Below are 22002 nucleotides of genomic sequence, written 5' to 3'. Positions count from 1 at the left end.
CCCGCCGTCATGGCGAGTCGCCCCTCCCAGCATTTTTATGACAGTTTGTTACATGGTATTGGGTGGTTCTTCCTGCTTTTCTGTGGGAGTGGGGGACTGGAAGCCTAAAGGTTGCCGCGGTTTTATTTTGTTTTTGTCTTTTTTACCTTAAGTTGTGCCTGCGTATCGAGCTATGAGTGGTGTACATGAGATGCTTTATATATGACACGGGTTACATTGGGAGTGACGGCCCCGTATTAGTCAGTAACCCGAGAAAGATTCGTTCACGTGATGTTCTGGTGAGCGTAGTCGCTTTCCTTTTACTCTGCCTATAAATCTTTAAGGCATGCCATTTTTCTGTGAACTAGGCTCATTGTGTTCATCGCAATTCTTGGGCGCTATTTTGATGCGTCCTGGAAGGAGCAAAGCATGACAACACATAAAATACCCTGGAGAATCTACGTAGCCCTTATTGGCTCTCTGGTAGGTACAGGAATATATTCCTTCGCCCTACCCATCGCGATTCTCGCTAGTACAGGCGAAATTGGGTTGGCTGGCGTAATGGCGGTAGCCATGCAAATCCCCAATATCGCCTTGGCATATCCACTAGCAACCCTATCTGATAGTCTGCCTCGAAAACCTATGATTGTGATTGCCGGGGCAGTAAACATCCTCAGCATCCTTACCTTGGCGTTGATGATTGAGCAGCATATGCTGTCATGGTTCACCATCGCCGCACTAGGATTTGTGAGCGGTGTCTTCTCCGAACTGGCTGCTGCCTCAGAAGCAGGATATATTCCGCAGCTTCTCGGACGAGAAAACCTTCTTTCGTACAATGCACGTCGTGAAATTTGCGAGGGAATATCCGCAATCATTGCACCCCCTACAGCAGGATTTATTGTTCTTGTCGCGGGTGCAACGGTCGGTCTTATCGTCCCGGTGCTCCTTTTCGGAGCGGCAACTATTTCATACGCAACGTTGCCATCCGTAGAGATGGAAACTAAAACTGAGCAACGCGAAACCGCACAACATGGGTTTATTCACCGCATGTTTGACGGTATCCAATACATGTTCTCCGGCGCCCCGCAGAGACTTATCCTTGTCTACACGTTCTTCTTGGCGGCAGCTACGGCATCGTATTCACTCATCATTATTTACCGCCTGTATGAGGAGCTCACTTTTGAAGCCTCAGTGGTAGGCATGATTATGGCCTGCAGCGGTATCGGCGGTATTGTCGCGGCGCTCATCATCGATCGTTTCCTCTCTTTCGAGAACACACGAGGAATGCTGCTGGTCGCCAATGTCGTATCCCTGCTCGGAATACCGCTGGTCACCGTCAGCAATAACCCTGTAGTGCTCGGCGCCCTGCTCTTCATCCTGGACGTAGGATGGGCATCAGCTTTCATCTTCTCCAACAATCTTCGTGACTGCATTACACCGAATGAGCTACTGGGGCGTGCCAGTTCCCTTGACGGTGCCGTGTTTGGATTAGGAACGCTGTACTCCATGGGCGCGGTAGCACTGATGCTTGACCATCTCGGCTCCTTCAACGCTGCGCTTGTCGTTAGTATCCCGGCTGTACTCTGCCTCATCTACACGCTGGTCCACTATAAACAGTTCAAAGTGTTTAATATCGTTGAACAATAGCGAGAACCCGCTACCAACTCATTGACGGAGCAGAGAACACATACAGAGGGAGGGGCGACCCGCCGTCATGGCGAGTCGCCCCTCCCTCTATGGTTAAGCCGCGAACCTCAGAGGAGGTTCAGGCGGGGTGAGATTAGAAGTTGCCCAGCATCTTGGTGACGTCCAGAGCCGCATCCAGCTGCTCCTCAGTCACTTCGCCGCGCTCCACATAGCCCAGAGCCACAACTGCCTCACGGACAGTCACCTTGTGAGCCACCGAGTACTTAGCGATCTTCGCAGCAGCCTCGTAACCAATCAGCTTGTTCAGCGGGGTCACGGTCGACGGCGAAGCCTCAGCCAGGAAGCGGCAACGGTCAACATTAGCGGTCAGACCGTCAATCATCTTCTCCGCCGAAACGCGAGAAACGTTAGCGAGCAGGCGAATCGACTGCAGCAGGTTAGCAGCCATCACCGGGATACCCACGTTCAGCTCAAACGCGCCGTTAGTGGAAGACAGAGCAATGGTTGCGTCATTACCGATAACCTGAGCGGCAACCATGATGGTAGCCTCACAAATCACGGGGTTGACCTTACCGGGCATAATCGAGGAGCCGGGCTGCAGATCGGGGATGTGCAGCTCGCCCAGGCCGGTGTTCGGGCCCGAACCCATCCAGCGGATGTCGTTGCTGATCTTCATCAGGCCGTACGCCAGGGTGCGCAGCTGACCGGAAACCTCAATCAGGCCGTCGCGGTTAGCCTGAGCCTCGAAGTGGTTACGAGCCTCGGTCAGGGGCAGGCCGGTCTCCTCAGCGAGCAGCTCAATCACGCGAGCGGAGAAGCCGTCGGGGGTGTTAATACCGGTACCCACAGCGGTACCGCCCAGGGGAACCTCAGCCACGCGGGGCAGGGAAGCGTTCACACGCTCAATGCCGTAACGCACGGTTGCGGCGTAGCCGGAGAACTCCTGGCCCAGGGTGATGGGGGTTGCGTCCATCAGGTGGGTGCGACCGGACTTCACAACGTCCTTGAACTCTGCGGACTTGCGCTCCAGGGACTCAGCGAGCACCTCGAGAGCGGGAATCAGGTCCTTCACCAGAGCCTCGGTCACAGCAACGTGCACGGAGGTGGGGAAGACGTCGTTGGAGGACTGGGAAGCGTTCACGTGGTCATTGGGGTGAACCTCAATGCCCTTGGACTCCAGGGAACGGGTTGCCAGAGTTGCCAGAACCTCGTTCGCGTTCATGTTCGAGGAGGTACCGGAACCGGTCTGGAAGACGTCAATGGGGAAGTGGGCGTCGTACTTACCGGTTGCTACCAGATCCGCTGCGTCGCGGATAGCCTGGGCGCGCTCAGCGTCGAGCACCTTGAGTTCCTCATTGGCGGTCGCGGCTGCCTTCTTCACGAGGGCAAGCGCACGAATATGGGCGGATTCGAGGGTCTGACCCGAAATCGGGAAGTTCTCGACTGCGCGCTGGGTCTGTGCACGGTAGAGTGCATCAGCCGGAACGCGAACTTCGCCCATGGTGTCATGTTCAATGCGGTATTCAATGTTTTCAGCCATACCTCTAGGATAGGCGTTCAAAGTGGCTTACGTCGCCTCGAAAAGGTGTCAAAAGAGGAAAAACGCTCATAAATTTTGAGGCGTGAGAAGGCGCGTAAAAACCCCGCCCCGGTAGATGTGCGAACACGCTACCGTGGCGGGGGTATCCCATAGAAAAATCTGTTGTTAAGTGCGAGCATGTGGGTTCTCGCGCTAAGGCTCGTAATGAGCGAGAAGAGGAAACCTAGTCCAGGTTCTCCGCAACCACAACGCGCGGGGGAGTCTTCACGACCACCGGAAGCGCCTGAGTCGGCGGGTTCTGCGCGTCGTTCTTCTCCTCCGGCAGGGTCAGGTCCTGCGAGCTGAACACCAGCTCCGCCTTACCCTCCTTCAGATGGTAGAAGACACCAATCACGGCGACCTTACCCTCAACCACCGCATCCGAAATGATGTGGGACTGCTCAATAATGCGGATGGCGGTCTGGCGGGTGTGCTCACGCACCATGTCGTTAACGACCGGGTTCTCCGGCAGCTTCGGAGACATCACCGAAGGCAGGATGTGCTGCACCAGGTTACGGATGAAGCCGTGCGGCATCTCACCGGATTCCAGGGACTTGCTGGCCGCAGTCACAGCACCGCAGGAGTCGTGACCGAGAACCATCACGATAGGGGTCTTAAACTCCTCAACCGCGTACTCCAGCGAGCCGAGCGCGGCATTCTCCAGGACGTGGCCGGCGGTACGCACCACGAACGCGTCGCCCAGGCCCAGATCAAAAATAATCTCTGCCGCGAGGCGAGAGTCACCGCAACCGAAAATCGAGGCGAAGGGGAACTGCCCCGATGCCAGGTCGGTACGGCGAATCGTGTCCTGGTTGGGGTGCTCGTTGCTGCCCTCAACAAAACGGCGGTTACCGTCCTTCAGACGCTTCCATGCTTCTGCGGGAGTCGGTTGGATGCCAGCCATGTGATGCTCCTTAGCGGACAAATACAGATAACGCGTGCCGTCGGAGCCAGCGAATCTGCGAACGGGTATGTGGGGCTTCAGGCGCTCGCGCTGAAGCTGAGTTTCTCGCCGGGAGCCTCCCGGAGAAAGAACCTACCTCAAATATGCCTTAAATATGCGAAAAATAGCTAGTTTGGCGCGCCTTCACAACACCCAAAATCAGCGCCTCAGAGCGTATGAAGCGCCGAAGAGAGACGCAGCCCTCACCAATTTGCCGCATCTGCTCACCTTAAAGTCAACACGCACGCAAACTCGTTCAGAACAAGAAAAACGAAGCGCCCGCGCGCTATCCTGAAAGGAGCACTACTGCGTCGGCGACTTCGTGCTGGAAAGAACCAGCCAGCCGACGGTGTATTCAGAAATCTCGAAGGTGAGTCTATGACTACGAATAACAACCACGGCGATCGCAACCTCGCAATGGAACTGGTCCGCGCGACTGAAGCTGCAGCAATTGCTGCAGGCCCCTGGGTCGGTGCAGGCGAAAAGAACCTCGCAGATGGTGCAGCCGTAGACGCAATGCGTTACCGCCTCTCCACCGTCAGCTTCAACGGCACCGTTGTCATCGGTGAAGGTGAGAAGGACAAGGCTCCCATGCTGTACAACGGCGAGAACGTCGGCGACGGCTCCGGTCCCTCCCTCGACGTGGCGGTTGACCCCATCGACGGTACCCGCCTGACCGCACTCGGCATGGACAACGCCCTCTCCGTGATTGCTGTGGCAGACGGCGGCACCATGTTCGACCCCTCCGCAGTGTTCTACATGGAGAAGCTGGTCACCGGCCCCGAAGCCGCAGAGTTCGTGGACCTGCGCCTGCCCGTCAAGCAGAACCTGCACCTGGTCGCTAAGGCTAAGGGCAAGAAGGTCAGCGAGCTGACCGTATGCGTGCTGGACCGTCCCCGCCACGCCAAGCTGATCCAGGAGATTCGCGAGGCAGGCGCCCGTACCCGCATCATCCTCGACGGTGACGTCGCAGGCGCTATCGCAGCTTGCCGCGAGAACACCGGCGTGGACCTGATGCTCGGCACCGGCGGCACCCCCGAAGGCGTCGTCGCAGCGTGCGCTATCAAGGCAACCGGCGGTGTGATTCAGGGCCGTCTGGCACCGACCGACGAGGCTGAGCGCGAGAAGGCACTGGAAGCCGGTCACGACCTGGACCGCGTGCTGACCACCAACGACCTGGTCACCAGCGACAACTGCTTCTTCGCCGCAACCGGTATCACCGACGGCAAGCTGCTGCGCGGCGTGCGCTACAGCAAGAACACCGTGACCACCCAGTCGCTGGTCATGCGTTCCTCCTCCGGTACCGTCCGTACCGTCGAGGCTGAGCACCGCCTCTCCCGCCTGCGCGAAATCCTCGCACAGACCAACAGCCCCGAAGATCAGTAATCTTCGCCCCCGCAAGGGCTGAGGAGCCGCGCTAAGACTCCTCGAACATTGCACATACATACGCGCAGGAGCCGCCCCCACCGAAGAACTCGGTGGGGGCGGCTCCCTCATGTATTTAGCTTTTAGTTCTCAGAGTGCTCCCGGTAAGGGCGCGTCTGAACCCGTTAGCGAGAGCGGAAAGACTGAACCTTCGCCTTCGCCTTCGCCACAGCATCACGAACAGCCGGACGAGCCTTGTACGCCAGCGTGTAGGCGCGGTAGCCCAGCGAGGTTACCGGAACATCCCAGGTACCCGGGTACTCCACAGACTCGCCGCCAAAGGACTTCTTGAACTTCGTGAAACCAGCCCACTCGTGATCCGGCTGATCCTCCGGCGCAATACCGAAGAGGTCAACGTACTTCAGACCCTTGCGCTTAGCGTCCAGGATAAAGTTCGTCACCACCACAACACCTGCACTAAGGTTGCGGTGCTCAAAAGAAGCCGCAGCGTGCGCGTAGGTGCGGGTGTCATCCGAATCGTACACAAACGCCGCCGCAATCGGGGTGCTCTCACCGTTCTCATCGGTCAGCTTCGCAATGTACAGGGACGCTGCACCGGCGGGCATCAGCACACGAGCAACCTGCATCAGGTACTCATCCTGCTGACGGTTAAAACCGTTACGGTCCGCGGTTTCCTCGAGGAAGCCGAAGAGAATCGTCATATCCGAGGGATTGGTCGACACCTCAACGGTCACGCCCTTTTTGTGGAGATTACGATGACGATTACGGTAACTGGAGCTCATTCCCTTGAGGATTTCGTCCTCAGTGCCCGAAAGATCAATAATCTGAGTGTGCGAAGGCTGCACCTGGCGAGGAGCCAGAACCGCACCGCGACGAGCCAAGAAAGCAGCCGCATCCTGATCGCCCCAAATAGCGGATTCAGTAGGCTCAATGCGCACAAACAGGCAACGAAGCTTCGCGGCCTCTTCCTTCAACGACGCGAGAGCCTCATCAAAAGCCACAGCGCTGGAGGCGACCGGTCCGTACGGGCTGTACAGGTAGCGGCCGGTAGCGCCGCCCTCAACGGTTGCAAGGTACGACCAGCCGTTACCGCTCTTACGAATTACGGTGTGACCATTAGATTCCTGAAAACGTGCCCAAATATCGGACTGAAGAATATTGCTCATCCTTCTAGTGTATCCGAGCTTAGGGAACGTAAGCCTGGGGCTCCGACGACGCTTCGGGAGCGGAAGCGGGGCGGGGTGCGGAGGAGCTTTCCTCCGCCTCGCGCTCAGCGGCTGCCTTAGCCTTTGCATCAGCAACGCGGGTGCGCAGAGCCGCGCCCTTGTCCATGGCGCTCTGGCGCAGATCCTGAGAGAACTGACGCAAATCAGCATGAACCTGCTGAGCGAATGCGTCAGTACCCGAACCCAGAATACGCAGAGCCAGCAGACCCGCATTGCGAGCACCGTTAATGGAGACGGTAGCTACCGGAACACCGGCGGGCATCTGAACAATCGACAGCAGCGAGTCCATGCCCTCGAGGTTCTTCAGACGCACCGGAACACCAATCACAGGCAGAGCGGTGACGGAAGCGAGCATACCGGGCAGATGAGCGGCGCCGCCGGCACCGGCAATAATCACGCGAATACCGCGGCTGTGAGCCTTCTTGCCATACTCAATCATGTCCTCGGGCATGCGGTGTGCAGAAACAACATCAGCCTCGTAAGGGATGCCGAACTCGTCCAGAACCTCGGCTGCGGCCTCCATGACCGACCAATCCGAATCCGAACCCATCACAATGCCAACAATGGGCTGGGAAGAATTATAGGGAGACTGAGACATAATCCTCATATCCTTTCAGGATGCGGTGGCGAACCACCATCAATAGGGTGCGTCGGATACGCAGGATGCTCTCACCCCACGCACCGGCTAAAACAGGGGCTACAGGGGGCGGCCGTCACGCAAAATGGAGGCAGCATTCGCAGCGCTATGGCGCAGCGCCTCAAGCTCAGCCACCGTGCCAGAAATATTCACGTGACCAATCTTGCGGCCCGGACGAGTCTCCTTGCCGTAGAAGTGGATCTTTGCGCGCGGTTCAGCCGAAAGCGCCAGCGGGTAGACGCCAAAGATATCTTCGTTCTCGCCGCCCAGGTAGTTCTTCATCACGGCAACACCTTCCAGCACGGAGGTATCACCCAGCGGAAGGTCGAGTACCGCACGCAGATGCTGCTCAAACTGGCTGGTCACCGAGCCGTCCTGAGTCCAGTGGCCAGTATTGTGCGGGCGCATCGCCAGCTCATTGATGTAGAAGCCGGCGGGGGAGCCTGGAACCTCGAAAAGCTCAGCCGCCATTACACCGGTCACGCCCAGCTCGGAGGCAATGGTCACCGCAGCGGCTGCGGCAGCCTCAGCGATCTCGGGGTCCAGGTCCTGTGCGGGTGCAATAACCTCATCACAGATGGAGTTCACCTGAATGGTCTCAACGACCGGCCAGGGGCGCACTTCGCCGCTTTCACGGCGAGCCACCAGCGCGGAGAGTTCACGGGTAAAGGGAACCTTCTCCTCGGCAAGCAGGGCGGAGAAATCGGTGCGGGAAGGCAACTGCTCGAACCACGCAGTACTGCGCTCGCGAGCCTCCTCGGGGGAATCCAGAACGAGTACGCCCTTGCCGTCGTAGCCGCCGCGCGGGGTCTTCAGCACCACGGGCCAGCCAATTTCATCGCCGAAGGCGAGCAGCTCGTCCAGGGTAGAAACCTGAGCCCAACGCGGGTTCGGCAGACCCAGGCGCTCAACGGCCTGGCGCATCAGGAGCTTGTCCTGGGCGTACTGCAGGGCTTCGGGGCGGGGCTGAACGTTCACGCCCTCTGCCATGAGAGCGCGCAGAAAATCGGTGGGCACGTGCTCGTGGTCGAAAGTGATGACATCCTTGCCGCGAGCAAACTCGCGGAGGGTGTCCAGGTCTTTGTAGTCCCCGACGGGTGCGGTACGTACCGCTGCCACGGCGCCGACGGTGGGCGCCTCCGCAAGAATCTGCAGGTCGAGGCCAAGGTTAGTTGCTGCGGGTGCCATCATGCGGGCCAGCTGGCCTCCGCCGATGACGCCAATTACGGGTCCAGTCACAGGGTAAGTCACAGCACCTAAGTGTACCGGTTTCAGAGTGCTTATGGGAGCAAGACCACATTAAGGTCACAGAATGAGTGCCAGGGAGGTGAAACAATCCAGCGCATAGATTCTTGCGCCGTTGATGTAACGCGGCGGATACGCGGGTAAAGCCCTCAAGCTTGCCTCTTTGGCATCATCAGGGGCGAGGTGAACGGAGGCGTCCCGATAGCTGGGAGGTCCATGGAAAAACTCTCAGAGGTACAGAGAAGACAGCAGGACTGTATTAACATATAAGAGCTTGTAAAAGAGGCTGAAGCATTCGACCGTCGCCGCGTAACTAGCGCCCACCGTCGCATATCGCCCCTTTTTCCCGATAAAACTCCGCTAGATAGGCCCCGTATGAGCGCACAGACGAAACCGACCCTCACCGAACGCTTGAAATCCCTCTGGGACAGCTACGGTATTGAGGTTCTCAAATTCGGTACCGTGGGCGGCGCCGCCTTCATCGTGAACTCTGTGACGGTGTGGGTGCTGATGATGACCATCATGTCGGAGTCCCACACTAAGGCGAAGGTTGTAGCGAGTGTTGTCGCAACCATCTTCTCCTGGCTCATGAACCGCCTGTGGACCTTCCGCGACTCCCGCTCCGAGAACTGGAAGCGCGAAGCTATCGAATTCGGCTTGGTCAATCTGCTCGGCATCCTCGTTGAGGCCGGCTGTGTGGCATTCAGTACCTACGTGCTGAACCTGCGCACCCCCGAGGCGTCCTTCATCTCCGGTACGATCATCGGTACCATCCTGGGCACCATCCTTCGCTACTTCCTCTACCGCTTCTGGGTGTACGGTTCGCACCGCCAGAAAGTCGAAGAGGGCGAAGGTACCGACCACGAGGAGCTCGGCCGCATGTTTGATGAGGCTGCCGCCATTCTCGACGGCGAAGAGCCCGCAGCACGTAAGGCAACCTCTGAAGCGGCTGCATCCGAGGCGCAGTCGAAGCCCGGTTCGCAGAACTCCTAGACCCGCCTAAGGCCGACCATCAGCTAAGACTTGTTCCAAAAACTTATCCCCCGATACACGCTGTATCGGGGGATAAGTTTTTTAAAAATCTAGAAACTTTGGAAGACTCACTAGGCGCGGGAAACTAGCTGCGGGGAATCTCCACTGCACGCTCGGAATCCATCAGAGACGCCAGCTGCTCATCCTGCCAGTCCACGCTCGGGTCAGCCACAAACACCGCATGACCGGAGAGCAAAATCGCCAGAACCTCCAACAGGGCGCTCATGGTCGCCTCCGACGCATCAAAAGCGTAATCGGGGCTCAACTCCAGCGCGAGCGCACGCTGACCCGAAGGCAGCGCATAACCCGCCGTGCGATAAATCTGCGCCTGTGCAAGCGCCTGCTCGTACGCCTCTGCGTATGTGAAGCCCTCAAGCACCTCTGCCGAGTCATCCGGAAGCATACCGGAGTACTGGTCGCCAAAGCTACGCACCAGCGCGCAATAATCGAGCACCTCATCGGCATAGGAGGACAGCGCCTGCAGGTCACCGGTGTAAGAAAGCGCCAGCGGGGCACGATCAACCGCCAGAAGGTACGCGGGGTCGTTCGTGTAGCCAGCCTCCTGCTCGGTGCAGACTGCGGCAACCAACGGCTCATCCTGGTTCAGCAGAGCGCCCACACGCAGCGCCGCCAAGCCCAGAACAATAGTGCGCCAGTGCAGGGGAGCCTGAAGGTCAAAGTCCTCACCAGGCTCCAGTTCGCATTCTTCAACCAGCAGGTTTGCGCTCTTATCAACCCAATTCATGAGGACCCTGCCGGAGAGCTCGATGCGCTCGCCATTTACCGAATACCAGATGAGGGCGGGAGTCTGCTGGCTGCTGAGCTTCTCAAAGAAGCGGTTCAGAGTTGTGGGCACGGAGGCGCCGGTGGGGGAGAGAGTAACCATGGGTTTTACTCTACCGCACCGTGTGGTGGGGCGCGTGGAGAAGCCGACGCGGGAGTAAAAGATACAGGGGTAAAGTAAAAACGCCTAAGGATGCCTTAAAAAATCTAATGGCTCAAAATGTTTGACAGCCCTAATGTCTCATTTTGGAATGTGGCATAAATATAAATTGGAAATGTAAATGGTTCGCAATGCCTCGAAAAATATTCAGAAACCGCATGGTGAAAAAGATAAGTTTTTCTTATCTAATTATTAGAATCTTTCCCTATACTCGAGATGGGGCGTGTGGGATGGTCGTCATGAACCCTTATATTTGCAGTCAGGATGCGGAATTTGCGGGCGATGGAAACCACTCCTGGAGAAGGGAAAACCTGGGTGTCCCTTAGGTGTGAGCGAGGGTAAGTGGTGCGTGGGAAAATATATAAAGGTCAAATTTACATTAAATATGACGCCCCTAACACATACATCTAAATATTGTTTAAGTCTAGTTTGACGAAACGGCGTGTCGCACGTCTAATAGATATATAAGCGTGTTTGCCTTGGAGGGACCGTAGAGGCCAAAGCGAACCATGCCACACCATACACACTAAGATTCCGTCGACGACGGATCCGCAGACTCATTAAGCTCACAATGAGAACACGGAAGGAAAACCCATGGGCTCCTACATTGCATCGGACCGCTCCATCGCGGCCGCGCGCGCATCAGGCGCTCAGCACCGTAGCATGAATCCCACTCAATCTCTCGAAAAAGCCACCGACGCCTTTCTCGCAGACGCAGAACGAAACATGCCTGCCTGCACCGACGTATGGACCGCAGCGGCAGGACTCTACGGAACCGAAGGCGAAGACGGAGAACTCGCCTGGCAAGCTGAAGCACTCTGCGCCCAGACCGACCCCGAAGCCTTCTTCCCCGAGAAGGGCGGCTCCACCCGAGACGCCAAAAGGGTATGCGGTGTATGCCCCGTGCGCGAAGAATGTCTACAATATGCAATGGACAATGACGAGCGCTTCGGAATCTGGGGCGGGCTGTCAGAACGTGAACGCCGCCGACTGCGCAAGCAGGCGAGCTAAGCCAGGAAGGTACCATCTACATGCAGACCGCACGACTGTGCTCCCGCCAGACCTGCCAGCGAGAGGCGACTGTTACTCTCCACTACTCCTACGCAGATTCCACGGCACTCATTGATGCACTCTCTGAATTCCGCGAACCCCACGCCTACGACCTCTGCGACGATCACGCCGCACGACTGACGGCACCTCAGGGCTGGCGAGTGGTCTACAAGGTACCCGTCCAGGGTGCGGACACCATCGAATCCTAGAATTCGGACCCAAGATTTAAACACCCGAATGCAAAGAACCTTCCGTGAATTCACACGGAAGGTTCTTTGCGTATGAGAAACTGGCAGATAGTACAGACACCCGCAACTCACTCAAACACCATTCACTCGAAAAGAACGCGAGATCCATGAGCAAAGAAACACACCGAGGAATGTGGGGCGCACTGCGCCCGGCCATCCGCCGCACCAGTGCCGAAGAACTACTCCACGCCCGACGCACCGAAACTAAAACCAGCGAACCGGCACCGCACACCGGCGCCTTCGGGCGCATCGCAGCAGACGTACCCACCGTCGCCGAAGAACCCGACCTGCCTACCGGCTCCGTACCCGTCGTACCCGCACGCAGCAAACTACGCGAACAGGGCGTCGGCACCCGCGTGCGCACCCGCACCAACGTCTCCACCGGCTTCGTGCCCCTCGTTCGCGACTCGCAAAGCACCCCCAAAAACCCGACCCTCAGCGACCTCAACCGCGAAACCATGCAGAGGGCAGCAGAAGCAGAAGCAGAAGCAGCAGCAGCAGCAGAAAAAGCCGCTGAAGCAGAAACCGTCGCCACAGCGGAGGCGGCAAGCGCCTCCACCGCCGGACGCAAGTACCGCACCGAAACCACCCGCACCGGTCACACCCACGCGGTCGCAGACCCCAACGCGCCGCTGTCCTCCCTGGCGGCCTCGCCCGAAGCCGCAGAACGCGCCGCGGCACGCGAAGACGCTGTGGAAGACACCCCGCGCTTCCTCAAGCTCCGCGCAACCCTCATCGCGCTCACCGTACCGCTGACCGTACTCATGATCGCAATCCGCGCTGTAGCCTCCGCGCCCTTCCTCTGGCTCGAATACCACCGCCCCGGATTCCCCGAAGACAGCTACGGCTACTACCTCGTCGAGAGGATGCGCCTGGGCTCCTACGGCGTGGACTACATCAACAACTTCGCGCCGCGAGAATACCTCGCCCGCGTTACCACCGGTGCCGATAATACCCTCGCCTTCACCGAAGCAGAAGTGAACCACATGCACGACGTGAAGTGGGTACTGCTCATCGCCACTGTAGCCGTTGCCGCGCTCTTCTTGGTGACCCTCTTTAGCAGCATTTCCCTGCGTGAGCGCGCCCCCGGAACCATCCGCCGCAGCCTCTTCACCGGCGCGTGGATTACCCTGGGACTCATCGCGGTGCTCGGCGTTGTGGGCTTCTTCGGCTGGGAATGGCTGTTCACCACCTTCCACCAGGTGTTCTTCCCGCAGGGCAACTGGGAGTTCTCCGTACGAAGCTCCCTGATTCGCCTCTACCCGCCGCAATTCTGGATCGACGCGGCAATCGCCGTAGCGGTCCTCGTGGCAGTGCAGATTACCCTCCTGCTCGTGACCACCTGGCCCACCAAATACCGCAAGCTCAAGGCAGAACGCCGCCGCCAGGAACGCCAGGACCTGCGCGTCAAGCTCGCCTCCGCACGAGTCGGCGACAACTAAAAATCATCAGCCACTTCACCGCGCAAGCCAGCGCGGAAAGGGCACCCAAAGGGGGCTGGGCTCTACCACACGGTAGAACCCAGCCCCCTTTGCTATACCTAAGCTCGCATCGCTCGAACCTAAAAACCGAGCCTAAAACTCAAGCCTAAATCCAGGACTTAAACCACATATGCGAATACCACTGCTCATACGGAATCACCTGAGCAGTCCACAGCGGCATAAAGTACGCGCTCAACACCAGCACACCCACCAGGTAAATCGCCACCAGCGTCACGCCCAAACGAGCACGCAACACCGAACCACGAGCACCCGACAGTGCCAGACCCAAAACACCCGCCAACAGCAGGATCAGGAACGGCTCAAAGGACAGGGCGTAGAAATAAAACATCGTGCGAGTCGGGTACATAAACCACGGGAAATAGCCCGCACCGAACACAACCAGCAGCGCGCCAAAACGCCAATCACGCTTCAGCACCAAAACCAGAAGCGCCACAATAATCGCCGGAATAAAAGCCCACCAAATCGCCGGGTTACCGATATTCAAAATAGCCTCGGAACAGGACTTCACGGTACAACCCGAAGAACCCAGCTTCGGCGACTCATAGTAGTACGAGGTCGGGCGACCCAAAACCAGCCACTGCCACGCCTGCGAAGAATACGTATGCGGGCTGCTCAAACCAGAATGGAACTTAAACGCCGAGACATGGTACTCCCACAGGGAACGCAAATCCTCAGGAAGCCACATGACACCCTTGCCCGGGTTCTCAACCGCCCAGCGGCGGAAATACGCATTCGACGACTGGAACCAGCCCGCCCAAGTGCTCAGGTACACCAGCAGACCCACACCAATCATCTGGAAGAACGCGGGGATGCCGTCACGCACCAGCGCCGTCAAACCCCACTTGTGCAGACCCACAATACGGCGAGCATTAATATCCCAGAACACCGTCAGCAGACCCATAGCCGCAATAAAGAACAGCGAATTCCACTTCACACCCACCGCAGCACCGGCACACACACCGGCCGCGAAACGCCACAGGCGCAGACCCATACTCGGGCCCCACGGCATCGGCGGAAGCACACCGCTATTCTGGCGTGCCGCCTCCGCAATATTGCGCGCCAACACGCGCCGCGCCTGAATACGGTCAAGCACCAGACACACAAAAGTCGCCAAAATCCAGAACATCTGGAAAATATCCAGCAGAGCCAGGCGAGACTCCACCAGCATCAGGCCATCCACCGCAGCCAGCAGAGCCGCAATAGTCGCCACCGTCATCGAACGGAACAGCAGCCAGCCAGCATACGCAATCAACGCCACCGACAGGGTGCCAATCACCGCAGCAGAAACACGCCAACCAAAGGGATTATTATCACCAAAAATCGCCATGCCCGCGGCAATCATCCACTTACCCAACGGCGGATGCACCACATACTCCGGCGAATCCGTCAACAGACCCGACGGGTGACCCGCCGCAAAGGACGCATTAGCGTCCTTCGACCAGCTCAACTCATAGCCATAATGCACATACGAGTAAGCGTCCTTGGCGTAGTACGTCTCATCAAAAACAATGGCATTCGGATGCGCCAAATTATAAAAACGCAGAATACCGGCAACCAGCACAATCAATGCAGGCGCCAACCAACCCCAACGCGGGGCACGAATATAGGCAACAGCGAGCGCATCCAGCAGCGAATCGAGGCTGTAACGACCACGTTCAGACGAAGAACGGGCAGAACCAGCCGAACCAGCCGGAGCGGCAGATGCGGGAGAAAGTAGCTTAGGTATCTTCACCCCATCAATCCTAAAGGGTCAGAACGCACGATGCACCATTTCAGCCCGTGAACGGCTTATATGAAGCACCCTGAACCTGCTCCTGACGCAGCGCCCCGCCCGGTGCCTCACCCGGCAAGATCACCCGGCGCCGGATTGAGCGCGGGCGTTACACTTAGTGGGTACACGAAGACCAGACACAGACACGAGGCCTGCCATGACCGCACCCGCAGAATACACCGAAGAGATTGTCGACCCCTCAGAAACGGTCGAGGCACCCGAGACTGACACCGCTGACGCTACTGTCACCTCTGAAGAAGGCGGCGTGCTCATCCTCGGCGGCACCCCCATCGGCAACCTTGCCGACGCCTCCGACCGTCTGCGTACTGAACTCGCCACGGCAGACCTCATCGCCGTCGAGGACACCCGCAAGCTACGCACCCTCGCCTCCGGGCTTGGCGTGCGCACCCGCGGCCGCGTCATCGTCAACCACGACCACAACGAAGAAGAACGTAGCGAAACCATCGTGCAGGCGGTACAGGACGGTCAACGTGTGCTGCTGCTCTCGGATGCGGGCATGCCCACCATCTCTGACCCCGGCTACGTTGCCGCCGCAGCCGTCGCAGAAGCCGACCTGCCCGTCACCGTGGTGCCCGGACCCTCCGCGGCGTTGACCGCGCTCGCGCTCTCCGGTCTGCCCACCGGACGATTCACCTTCGAAGGCTTCCTCGCCCGCAAGGGCTCCGAGCGCACCCGCCGCCTCGCATCGCTGGCGGGGGAGGAGCGCACCATGATCTTCTACGAATCCCCGCATCGCACCGCCGCAACCCTGGCTGACTTCGTGCAGACCTTCGGCGCCGACCGCCGCGGAACTGTCAGCCGTGAGCTAACCAAGCTCCACGAAGAGGTTCGACGCGGTACCCTGGCAGAGCTTGCCGAATGGGCTGAGTCTGAACGCGTCCGCGGCGAAATCGTCATTATTGTCGAGGGCGCACAAGCCCCCGAAACCCCCGAAGCACAGGACGTAGTGCAACTGGTCCTCGAGCGTGTAGCGGGCGGCGAGCGCCTCAAGAGCGCCTGCGCCGCTGTCGCCGCTGAGACCGGCACCTCCAAGCGTGACCTGTACGAGGCGGCACTGGCTGCCCGCTCCGAATAACTCAGAATCACCGCGCAGCTTTACCCCCCCCCCCAGCTTTACCCTGCAGTTTTATCCCGAGGATTTATCAATGTGTCAGAGCCATCCCGGTCCTGAAATCACCCAGGAGTACCTGAACTCCCTCGCCGCCCTGGCGAACTACACCCTGCCCACCCCCGCGGCGCTCCAGGCAACCGCTCTGCCTAACGGCTGGGTGCCTGTCCCCGGTGAAGTACCTGCGCCCTATAAGGCGGAACTCTACACCGGCATCAGTGACGCCGAAGGCGGAGAAGGAACCCGCCGCCGCTCCACCACCGGCGAGAACGGCCGCAGCCGCAATCTGGTCTTCCCGCCCGCCCCCGAGCCGCTGCCGTACCCCATCGTGGATAACCACACCCACATGGACCTGCTCGACGGCGAAGTAGAAATCAGCGCCCGCGACGCACTCGACGCCGGCGAAAAGCTCGGCATCGCCGCTATCGTGCAGGTCGGATGCGATATTCCCTCCTCCCTGTACGCGGTCGCCGCCGCGCAGGCTGATGAGCGCGTCCTCGCCGCCATTGCGATTCACCCCAACACCGCTCCCGAGCTGGCTGCAGCCGGTCAGTTGGAGGCGGCGCTCGCCACCCTCGACGAGCTCGCCACCGCTGACCGCGTGCGCGCTATTGGTGAGACTGGCCTGGATTATTTCCGCACCGGCGAGGAAGGCATGGAGGCGCAGCACTACAGCTTCCGTGAGCATATTCGCATTGCGAAGAAGCACAACCTTGCGTTGCAGATTCATGACCGCGACGCGCACGAGGACGTTGTGCGGATTCTAGATGAAGAGGGTGCGCCGGAACGTACCGTGTTCCACTGCTATTCGGGTGGCCCGGAGCTTGCGGCGATCTGCAATGAGCGCGGCTGGTACATGAGCTTTGCTGGTACCGTGACTTTCAAGAACTCGAAGGGTATTCAGGAGTCGTTGGCGATGGCTCGCCCGGAGCTGATTCTGGCTGAGACGGATGCACCGTTCTTGACCCCGCATCCGTTCCGTGGCCGCCCGAATGCGTCCTACATGACGAACTACACGGTGCGTTTTATGGCGGCTCATCGCGGTGAGGAGCTGGAGGCGCTCTGCCGTCGTATTCGTGAGAATTCGGAGCGGGTTTACGGTCAGTGGTAGGTGCGTACAGCCTGTAGCGGAGAGCTACTCTGAGTCGCCTCGGATGCTGACTGGGCTCTGATTACTGAGAACGACATCCTTATTTCTCCGGATGCTGAGGCGGTGGCGAATGCAAAGAACGCCCTGGACGCCACCATTGATGAGGTGAAGCAACGTCTGGGCAAGGCGAAATAAGTAAGCATCTTTGAGAAAGCCTTTCTTTGTCATATATGTATGGCAGGGAGGGGCTTTTTTGTAGTTATTTTCAGCTTTAGCGCGTGAGGTATCGTGTAACGTGCGAGACATAACAGGGGGCTGCACGCCAATTGTTGGGTACTATCTTCACATGAGTGATAGGGTATTTTTATACATACAATTCATCACTCACTGACTAGGCATTTTGTTATCGTGCGCGCATATTTTCGGCGTGCTTTGTGTTTGTCGGTGCCAAGTCAATACTCGGTACTCATGCATGGCTTCTGTCGTTTCAGATCAGGACCGTATGGGTGCGCCAAGCAAAGGGAAATTCATGGCAAAAATTCTGAAATACGTTCTGGGACTGGACGGCGCTAACCGGTTTGATTCTTTCTTCTCGGTGGGGGCACCCGCTCAAGGTTTTCAGCGTTATTCTGCGGTGGATAACCGTGATAATCACGTCACTGATGCACAATTCGATAGCAAGCTGTTCTTGACTCGTTACGGTAAAGAGCCGAGGCCTGCCGAAAAGGGTTGCGCTTTGAGCCACTACCACATGTGGAAGGACTTCCTCGCTTCAGATGCCGACTGGGCTTTGCTGGCAGAGGACGATGTCCTCATTTCCCCTGACCTGCAGCCTGTAGTGGAGAGGATTATCGAAAAGTATCCTCACGTGCAGATGGTTAACCTGGGTGATATCTACGCTTCTGAAGCTGGCAAGCTCAACCCGCAGGTTGATTACCCCCGTCTTTCGTTGCTTTCTCCTTTTGCGTACGGCAAGTACCGTATGGGTAGTGCCTATGGTTCAAAGCCTCTGTATGGTGCTGCCTTGTATCTTCTTTCGCGTTCTGGGGCTGAACGACTCGTAGAATGTTATGGCGAGACGGTTCCCGGCGTTGTTGCTGATGATTATTCCCTCTACCGAGAATGGGGAGTGGACGTATATTTGGTGCAGCCCGGCCTGTGCGGTTGGGAAGGTACCAGCCTCATTCAAACTTCTGGCGTTCGTCACTTGGAAAGTCTCAAGAGCACGCAGCATGGCACCGGTTTTATCGACCGGTTGCGCATCGCTCTGGCGCCGAAGAAGCGTATTGCGAACGCGAAGAACATTCTGGAAGCCACCATTGATGATGTGAAGCAGCGCCTGGGACGTTAACCCAGAGACGGATTGGGCTACTGTCATCACATAAAAATGTAAATATGTGGGTCTTCTGCCTGTCTAGTATCCCCTCCCCATCGTGTATCTGCGGTAGGGAGGGGATTTTTGCTGTGCACCAGTACGACGCGTGCCATATCGCGTTTTAACCTGCGGAGACCTGAGATTGGCGCATGGTGAATGATAGAATTCTTTTTACGTTGCACTGCGGTGTGCGTATTTATCACACGCTCAATATTTCAGACTCCCTGCCGTTTACGCACTGATTTTTAAGATTGATGAACCCCTCTGTTGTGCAGGTGGTCTGAAGTTCTGAAAACTCATCATTAACCGACGCGATCTTCTACTGCTTAGGTCTTCTGGATGAGTTATTGAAGGGAAAAACATGGCAAAGATTCTGAAGTATGTTCTGGGCCTGGACGGCGCGAACCGTTTTGAATCGTTCTATTCGGTGGGCGCACCTGTGCAGGATTTTGTCCGTTATTCTGCGGTGGATAACCGTGATAATCACGTCACTGATGAAGAATTTGACGTTGAGTTTTTCCGTAGCCGCTGGCATCGCGACCCCAGCCCCGCGGAGAAGGGCTGCATGCTCAGCCACGTGAAGATGTGGCGTGACTTTGTTGCGAGCGACGCCGACTGGGCGCTGATTGCCGAAGACGACATCCTTCTTTCTCCGGATGCTGAGGCGGTGGTGAACGCAATCATCACGAAGTACCCGCAGGTGCAGCTGGTGAACCTTAGCGATTCTTTTGCGAATGATGCCGGCAAGCTGAACCCGCAGGTGGAATACATCCGCCTGTCTCTGCTGTCTCCTTTTGTGCACGGTAAGTACCGTATGGGCAAGCCCTACGGTGGCTGGCCTCTGATTTGCACCGGCTTGTATTTGATTTCCCGTTCGGGTGCTGAGCTGTTGCTTAAGCAGTTTGAGGATAAGGTGCCGGGTACTGTGGCTGATGATTACAAGCTGTACCAGCAGTGGGGTGTGGATGTGCGTTTTGTGCAGCCGGGCCTGTGTGGCTGGGAGGGTAGTAGCGTCATCTTAGAGTCCGGTAAGCGTCATCTGGATAAGGTGAATAGCCTCCAGCACGGTACTGGTCCTCTGGATCGAGTGCGTATTGCGTTGGCTCCGAAGAAGCGTATTACGAACGCTAAGAACGCTCTGGAAGCCACTCTTGATGAGGTAAAGCAGCGTTTCTCGCGGTAATCTAAACTGTAACCTCCCCACCATCCACCTATGTGAAGGAACGCTGTGAACGATCTGCCCCTGCTCGGCCCTGCTGAGATTCGCGAGCTTGCCGAGATGCTCGGTATTCGTCCGACGAAGACTCTTGGGCAGAACTTTGTGATTGACCCCAATACGATTCGTCGTATTGTCAACGCGGCAGAGATTTCACCGGAGGAGACGGTGCTGGAGGTCGGCCCGGGCCTGGGTTCGTTGACCCTCGGGATCCTGGATGCTGCGAAGGATATGGTGGCGGTTGAGATTGACCCGCCGCTGGCGCAGCAGCTTCCGCACACGATTGAGAAGTTCCGCCCCGAGAAGGCAGGCGATATTGACGTGGTGCTCATGGACGCCCTGAAGGTCACCGAGCTGCCTCGCACTCCGGATGCTCTGGTGGCGAACCTGCCCTATAACGTGGCGGTTCCGGTGCTTCTGCACCTGTTTGCGCAGTTCCCGAGTATCCGTCACGCCCTGGTGATGGTTCAGGACGAGGTTGCCGACCGTCTTTCGGCCACCCCGGGTTCGAAGATCTACGGTGTGCCCTCGGTGAAGGCTAATTGGTATGCCGAGGTTTATAAGGCGGGCGTGATTGGCAAGAACGTGTTCTGGCCTGCACCGAAGATTAACTCGGGCCTGGTGGGTTTCCGTATGCGCGAGGAGCCTCTCTCGACCGTTGACCGTGACCTGGTGTTCACGATTGTGGACGCGGCCTTCGCTCAGCGCCGTAAGACTCTGCGCGCTGCGTTGAGCTCCTGGGCGGGCTCGGGTGCGCGTGCGGAGCAGATTTTGGTGGCTGCCGGTATCGCTCCGACGGAGCGCGGCGAGAAGCTGGATATTCACGGTTTTATCCGCATTGCGGAGGCTTCGCTGACTGTCCCGGCTGAGCCTGTAGCGGAGTAGCTTCTTCCCGCTCTAAATTTTTCACTGACGTTCTCACGCGAGTTCCCGCGCGAAAGGTGTATGCGCTGATGAGTACCGCCTCCCAGGTCGCTATTTCGGTTGATGCTCCCGGTAAGGTCAATCTGTACCTTGCCGTGGGGGATGTTCGTCCGGACGGCTACCACCCGTTGATTACGCTTTTTGCGGCGGTCTCTTTGATGGAGACCATCACGGTCTCTGAGGGGCAGGCATCGGGGCTGAGCTTGAGCATGGATATTGTGCCCGGCTCCCTGGTAGATCAGCAGATGCAGGCTGGCCAGTTCGATCCCGTCGACGTGCCGATGGACGAGCGGAACCTCGTATACCGTGCCGCCGAGCTGATTCTTGCCGAACACGGTATTTCTGGGCACGGCGTTGAATCCGCGCCGGCACTGCACCTGCATATTGCGAAGGCTGTGCCCGTGGCTGGCGGCATGGCGGGCGGCTCAGCGGATGCGGCGGCGGCTCTCATCGCCACGGACCGCTACCTGCACGCAACCGGCCGCACCGGCGCGCAACTGACCCAGACGGAATATGAACGTCTTGCCGCGCAGCTGGGCGCAGATATTCCCTTCAGCGTGCGTGCCGCGCTCGGGCAGGCCCTCGCACTGGGGCAGGGGACCGGTACCGAGCTGCAGAATATTGCGGCGCCTCGGGAACCTCTGCACCTGGTGATTGTTGCCGCGCAGTTTGGCCTCTCCACCCCCAGCGTGTTCAAGCAGCTGGATGCCGGCCGCGCCGCAGGTCTGTACCCCGCCTCCGGTGAGCTGGTGGAACCTGCAGAGCTTCTGTCCGCACTGAGCTCCTATGACGGTTCGGAGGCGGCGTTCGCCTCCTTGGCGCCGCTGCTCCGTAACGACCTGCAGGCTCCAGCGCTGTCCTGCGCCCCGCAGCTTGAACAGACCCTGAACCTGCGCGATAGCGAGGGCGTGTATGCGTCCCTGGTGTCCGGTTCCGGTCCGACGGTGCTGCTGCTGGTTTCTTCGCAGGCTCGGGCGGAGGCTCTTGCGTCCGCTCTTCGCGCTACGGGCAACCACGCTGTGAGTGCGGTCAGTGCGGTTCTGCATCATTAGTAAAGACACTGTTGTTTTGACATCCACG

General features: G+C 58.2%; 19 protein-coding genes. 12 read left to right on the top strand and 7 right to left on the bottom strand.

The features are described 5' to 3' along the window. Window positions 1–354: 354 nt before the first annotated feature. A complete protein-coding gene (locus HMPREF2845_RS06135) occupies window positions 355–1626 on the top strand; it encodes an MFS transporter (RefSeq protein ID WP_246824612.1) in 1272 nt (423 codons plus the stop codon). A 133-nt stretch (window positions 1627–1759) separates the two neighbouring features. On the opposite strand, the gene HMPREF2845_RS06130 is transcribed toward HMPREF2845_RS06135, so the two are convergent. Beyond that, on the bottom strand, window positions 1760–3166 hold the full coding sequence (locus HMPREF2845_RS06130) for a class II fumarate hydratase (RefSeq protein WP_049338717.1): 1407 nt from the start codon (window positions 3164–3166) through the stop codon (window positions 1760–1762). A gap of 223 nt (window positions 3167–3389) precedes the next feature. After that, window positions 3390–4109 carry a carbonic anhydrase gene (locus tag HMPREF2845_RS06125; protein WP_049346788.1) on the bottom strand — a complete coding sequence of 240 codons (720 nt, stop codon included), beginning with the start codon at window positions 4107–4109 and terminating at the stop codon, window positions 3390–3392. A 417-nt stretch (window positions 4110–4526) separates the two neighbouring features. Here HMPREF2845_RS06125 and glpX point away from each other — a divergent pair, with 417 nt between their 5' ends. After that, entirely contained in the window at window positions 4527–5534 is a 1008-nt protein-coding gene (gene glpX, locus HMPREF2845_RS06120; protein ID WP_070634172.1) for a class II fructose-bisphosphatase, read from the top strand. A gap of 164 nt (window positions 5535–5698) precedes the next feature. Here the strand turns inward: glpX and HMPREF2845_RS06115 are convergent, their stop codons facing one another. The 3 genes from HMPREF2845_RS06115 to HMPREF2845_RS06105 all read right to left on the bottom strand — a co-directional run bounded on the left by HMPREF2845_RS06115 (window position 5699) and on the right by HMPREF2845_RS06105 (window position 8648). After that, on the bottom strand, window positions 5699–6700 hold the full coding sequence (locus HMPREF2845_RS06115; protein WP_049346785.1) for a lipid II:glycine glycyltransferase FemX: 1002 nt from the start codon (window positions 6698–6700) through the stop codon (window positions 5699–5701). Window positions 6701–6719: 19 nt separating this feature from the next. Continuing rightward, a complete protein-coding gene (gene purE, locus HMPREF2845_RS06110) occupies window positions 6720–7358 on the bottom strand; it encodes a 5-(carboxyamino)imidazole ribonucleotide mutase (RefSeq protein WP_070634171.1) in 639 nt (212 codons plus the stop codon). Window positions 7359–7457: 99 nt separating this feature from the next. Then, window positions 7458–8648: a 5-(carboxyamino)imidazole ribonucleotide synthase gene (locus tag HMPREF2845_RS06105; protein ID WP_070634170.1), complete on the bottom strand. Its 1191-nt coding sequence runs from the start codon at window positions 8646–8648 to the stop codon at window positions 7458–7460. A 369-nt stretch (window positions 8649–9017) separates the two neighbouring features. Between HMPREF2845_RS06105 and HMPREF2845_RS06100 the strand changes: the two genes are divergently transcribed. After that, a complete protein-coding gene (locus tag HMPREF2845_RS06100; protein WP_070634169.1) occupies window positions 9018–9635 on the top strand; it encodes a GtrA family protein in 618 nt (205 codons plus the stop codon). 124 nt (window positions 9636–9759) lie between these two features. Here HMPREF2845_RS06100 and HMPREF2845_RS06095 read toward each other — a convergent pair whose 3' ends face one another. After that, window positions 9760–10560, bottom strand: a complete 801-nt coding sequence (locus HMPREF2845_RS06095; RefSeq protein WP_070604210.1) for a TIGR03089 family protein — start codon at window positions 10558–10560, stop codon at window positions 9760–9762. A 651-nt stretch (window positions 10561–11211) separates the two neighbouring features. Between HMPREF2845_RS06095 and HMPREF2845_RS06090 the strand changes: the two genes are divergently transcribed. The 3 genes from HMPREF2845_RS06090 to HMPREF2845_RS06080 all read left to right on the top strand — a co-directional run bounded on the left by HMPREF2845_RS06090 (window position 11212) and on the right by HMPREF2845_RS06080 (window position 13357). Continuing rightward, window positions 11212–11628: a WhiB family transcriptional regulator gene (locus HMPREF2845_RS06090; RefSeq protein ID WP_005506882.1), complete on the top strand. Its 417-nt coding sequence runs from the start codon at window positions 11212–11214 to the stop codon at window positions 11626–11628. 20 nt (window positions 11629–11648) lie between these two features. Beyond that, the gene (locus HMPREF2845_RS06085) at window positions 11649–11876 is read left to right on the top strand and encodes a DUF3499 family protein (RefSeq protein ID WP_070634168.1); all 228 of its coding nucleotides are present in this window, start codon (window positions 11649–11651) and stop codon (window positions 11874–11876) included. A gap of 146 nt (window positions 11877–12022) precedes the next feature. After that, on the top strand, window positions 12023–13357 hold the full coding sequence (locus HMPREF2845_RS06080) for a TIGR01906 family membrane protein (RefSeq protein ID WP_070634167.1): 1335 nt from the start codon (window positions 12023–12025) through the stop codon (window positions 13355–13357). Between the two features lie 145 nt (window positions 13358–13502). Here HMPREF2845_RS06080 and HMPREF2845_RS06075 read toward each other — a convergent pair whose 3' ends face one another. Next, a complete protein-coding gene (locus HMPREF2845_RS06075; protein WP_049346774.1) occupies window positions 13503–15149 on the bottom strand; it encodes a dolichyl-phosphate-mannose--protein mannosyltransferase in 1647 nt (548 codons plus the stop codon). Between the two features lie 196 nt (window positions 15150–15345). Here HMPREF2845_RS06075 and rsmI point away from each other — a divergent pair, with 196 nt between their 5' ends. The 6 genes from rsmI (at window position 15346) to HMPREF2845_RS06045 (ending at window position 21974) form a co-directional block, all read left to right on the top strand. Continuing rightward, window positions 15346–16284 (top strand): 16S rRNA (cytidine(1402)-2'-O)-methyltransferase, encoded by a 939-nt coding sequence (gene rsmI, locus HMPREF2845_RS06070; protein ID WP_070634166.1) that lies wholly within the window; start codon window positions 15346–15348, stop codon window positions 16282–16284. A 70-nt stretch (window positions 16285–16354) separates the two neighbouring features. Continuing rightward, window positions 16355–17428, top strand: coding sequence for a TatD family hydrolase (locus tag HMPREF2845_RS06065; RefSeq protein WP_070634165.1), 1074 nt, complete (start codon window positions 16355–16357; stop codon window positions 17426–17428). 451 nt (window positions 17429–17879) lie between these two features. Beyond that, window positions 17880–18758: a glycosyltransferase family 25 protein gene (locus HMPREF2845_RS06060; RefSeq protein WP_246824611.1), complete on the top strand. Its 879-nt coding sequence runs from the start codon at window positions 17880–17882 to the stop codon at window positions 18756–18758. A gap of 385 nt (window positions 18759–19143) precedes the next feature. After that, complete coding sequence (locus HMPREF2845_RS06055) at window positions 19144–19965, top strand: glycosyltransferase family 25 protein (protein WP_070634163.1); 822 nt, start codon at window positions 19144–19146, stop codon at window positions 19963–19965. 45 nt (window positions 19966–20010) lie between these two features. After that, window positions 20011–20883 carry a 16S rRNA (adenine(1518)-N(6)/adenine(1519)-N(6))-dimethyltransferase RsmA gene (rsmA, locus tag HMPREF2845_RS06050; protein WP_049332986.1) on the top strand — a complete coding sequence of 291 codons (873 nt, stop codon included), beginning with the start codon at window positions 20011–20013 and terminating at the stop codon, window positions 20881–20883. 68 nt (window positions 20884–20951) lie between these two features. Next, entirely contained in the window at window positions 20952–21974 is a 1023-nt protein-coding gene (locus HMPREF2845_RS06045) for a GHMP family kinase ATP-binding protein (RefSeq protein ID WP_070634162.1), read from the top strand. Window positions 21975–22002: the final 28 nt, after the last annotated feature.

The organism is Rothia sp. HMSC065B04 (assembly GCF_001812285.1).
GTDB classification, from domain to species: Bacteria; Actinomycetota; Actinomycetes; order Actinomycetales; family Micrococcaceae; genus Rothia; species Rothia mucilaginosa.
This window is presented reverse-complemented; position numbering and strand designations above follow the sequence as displayed.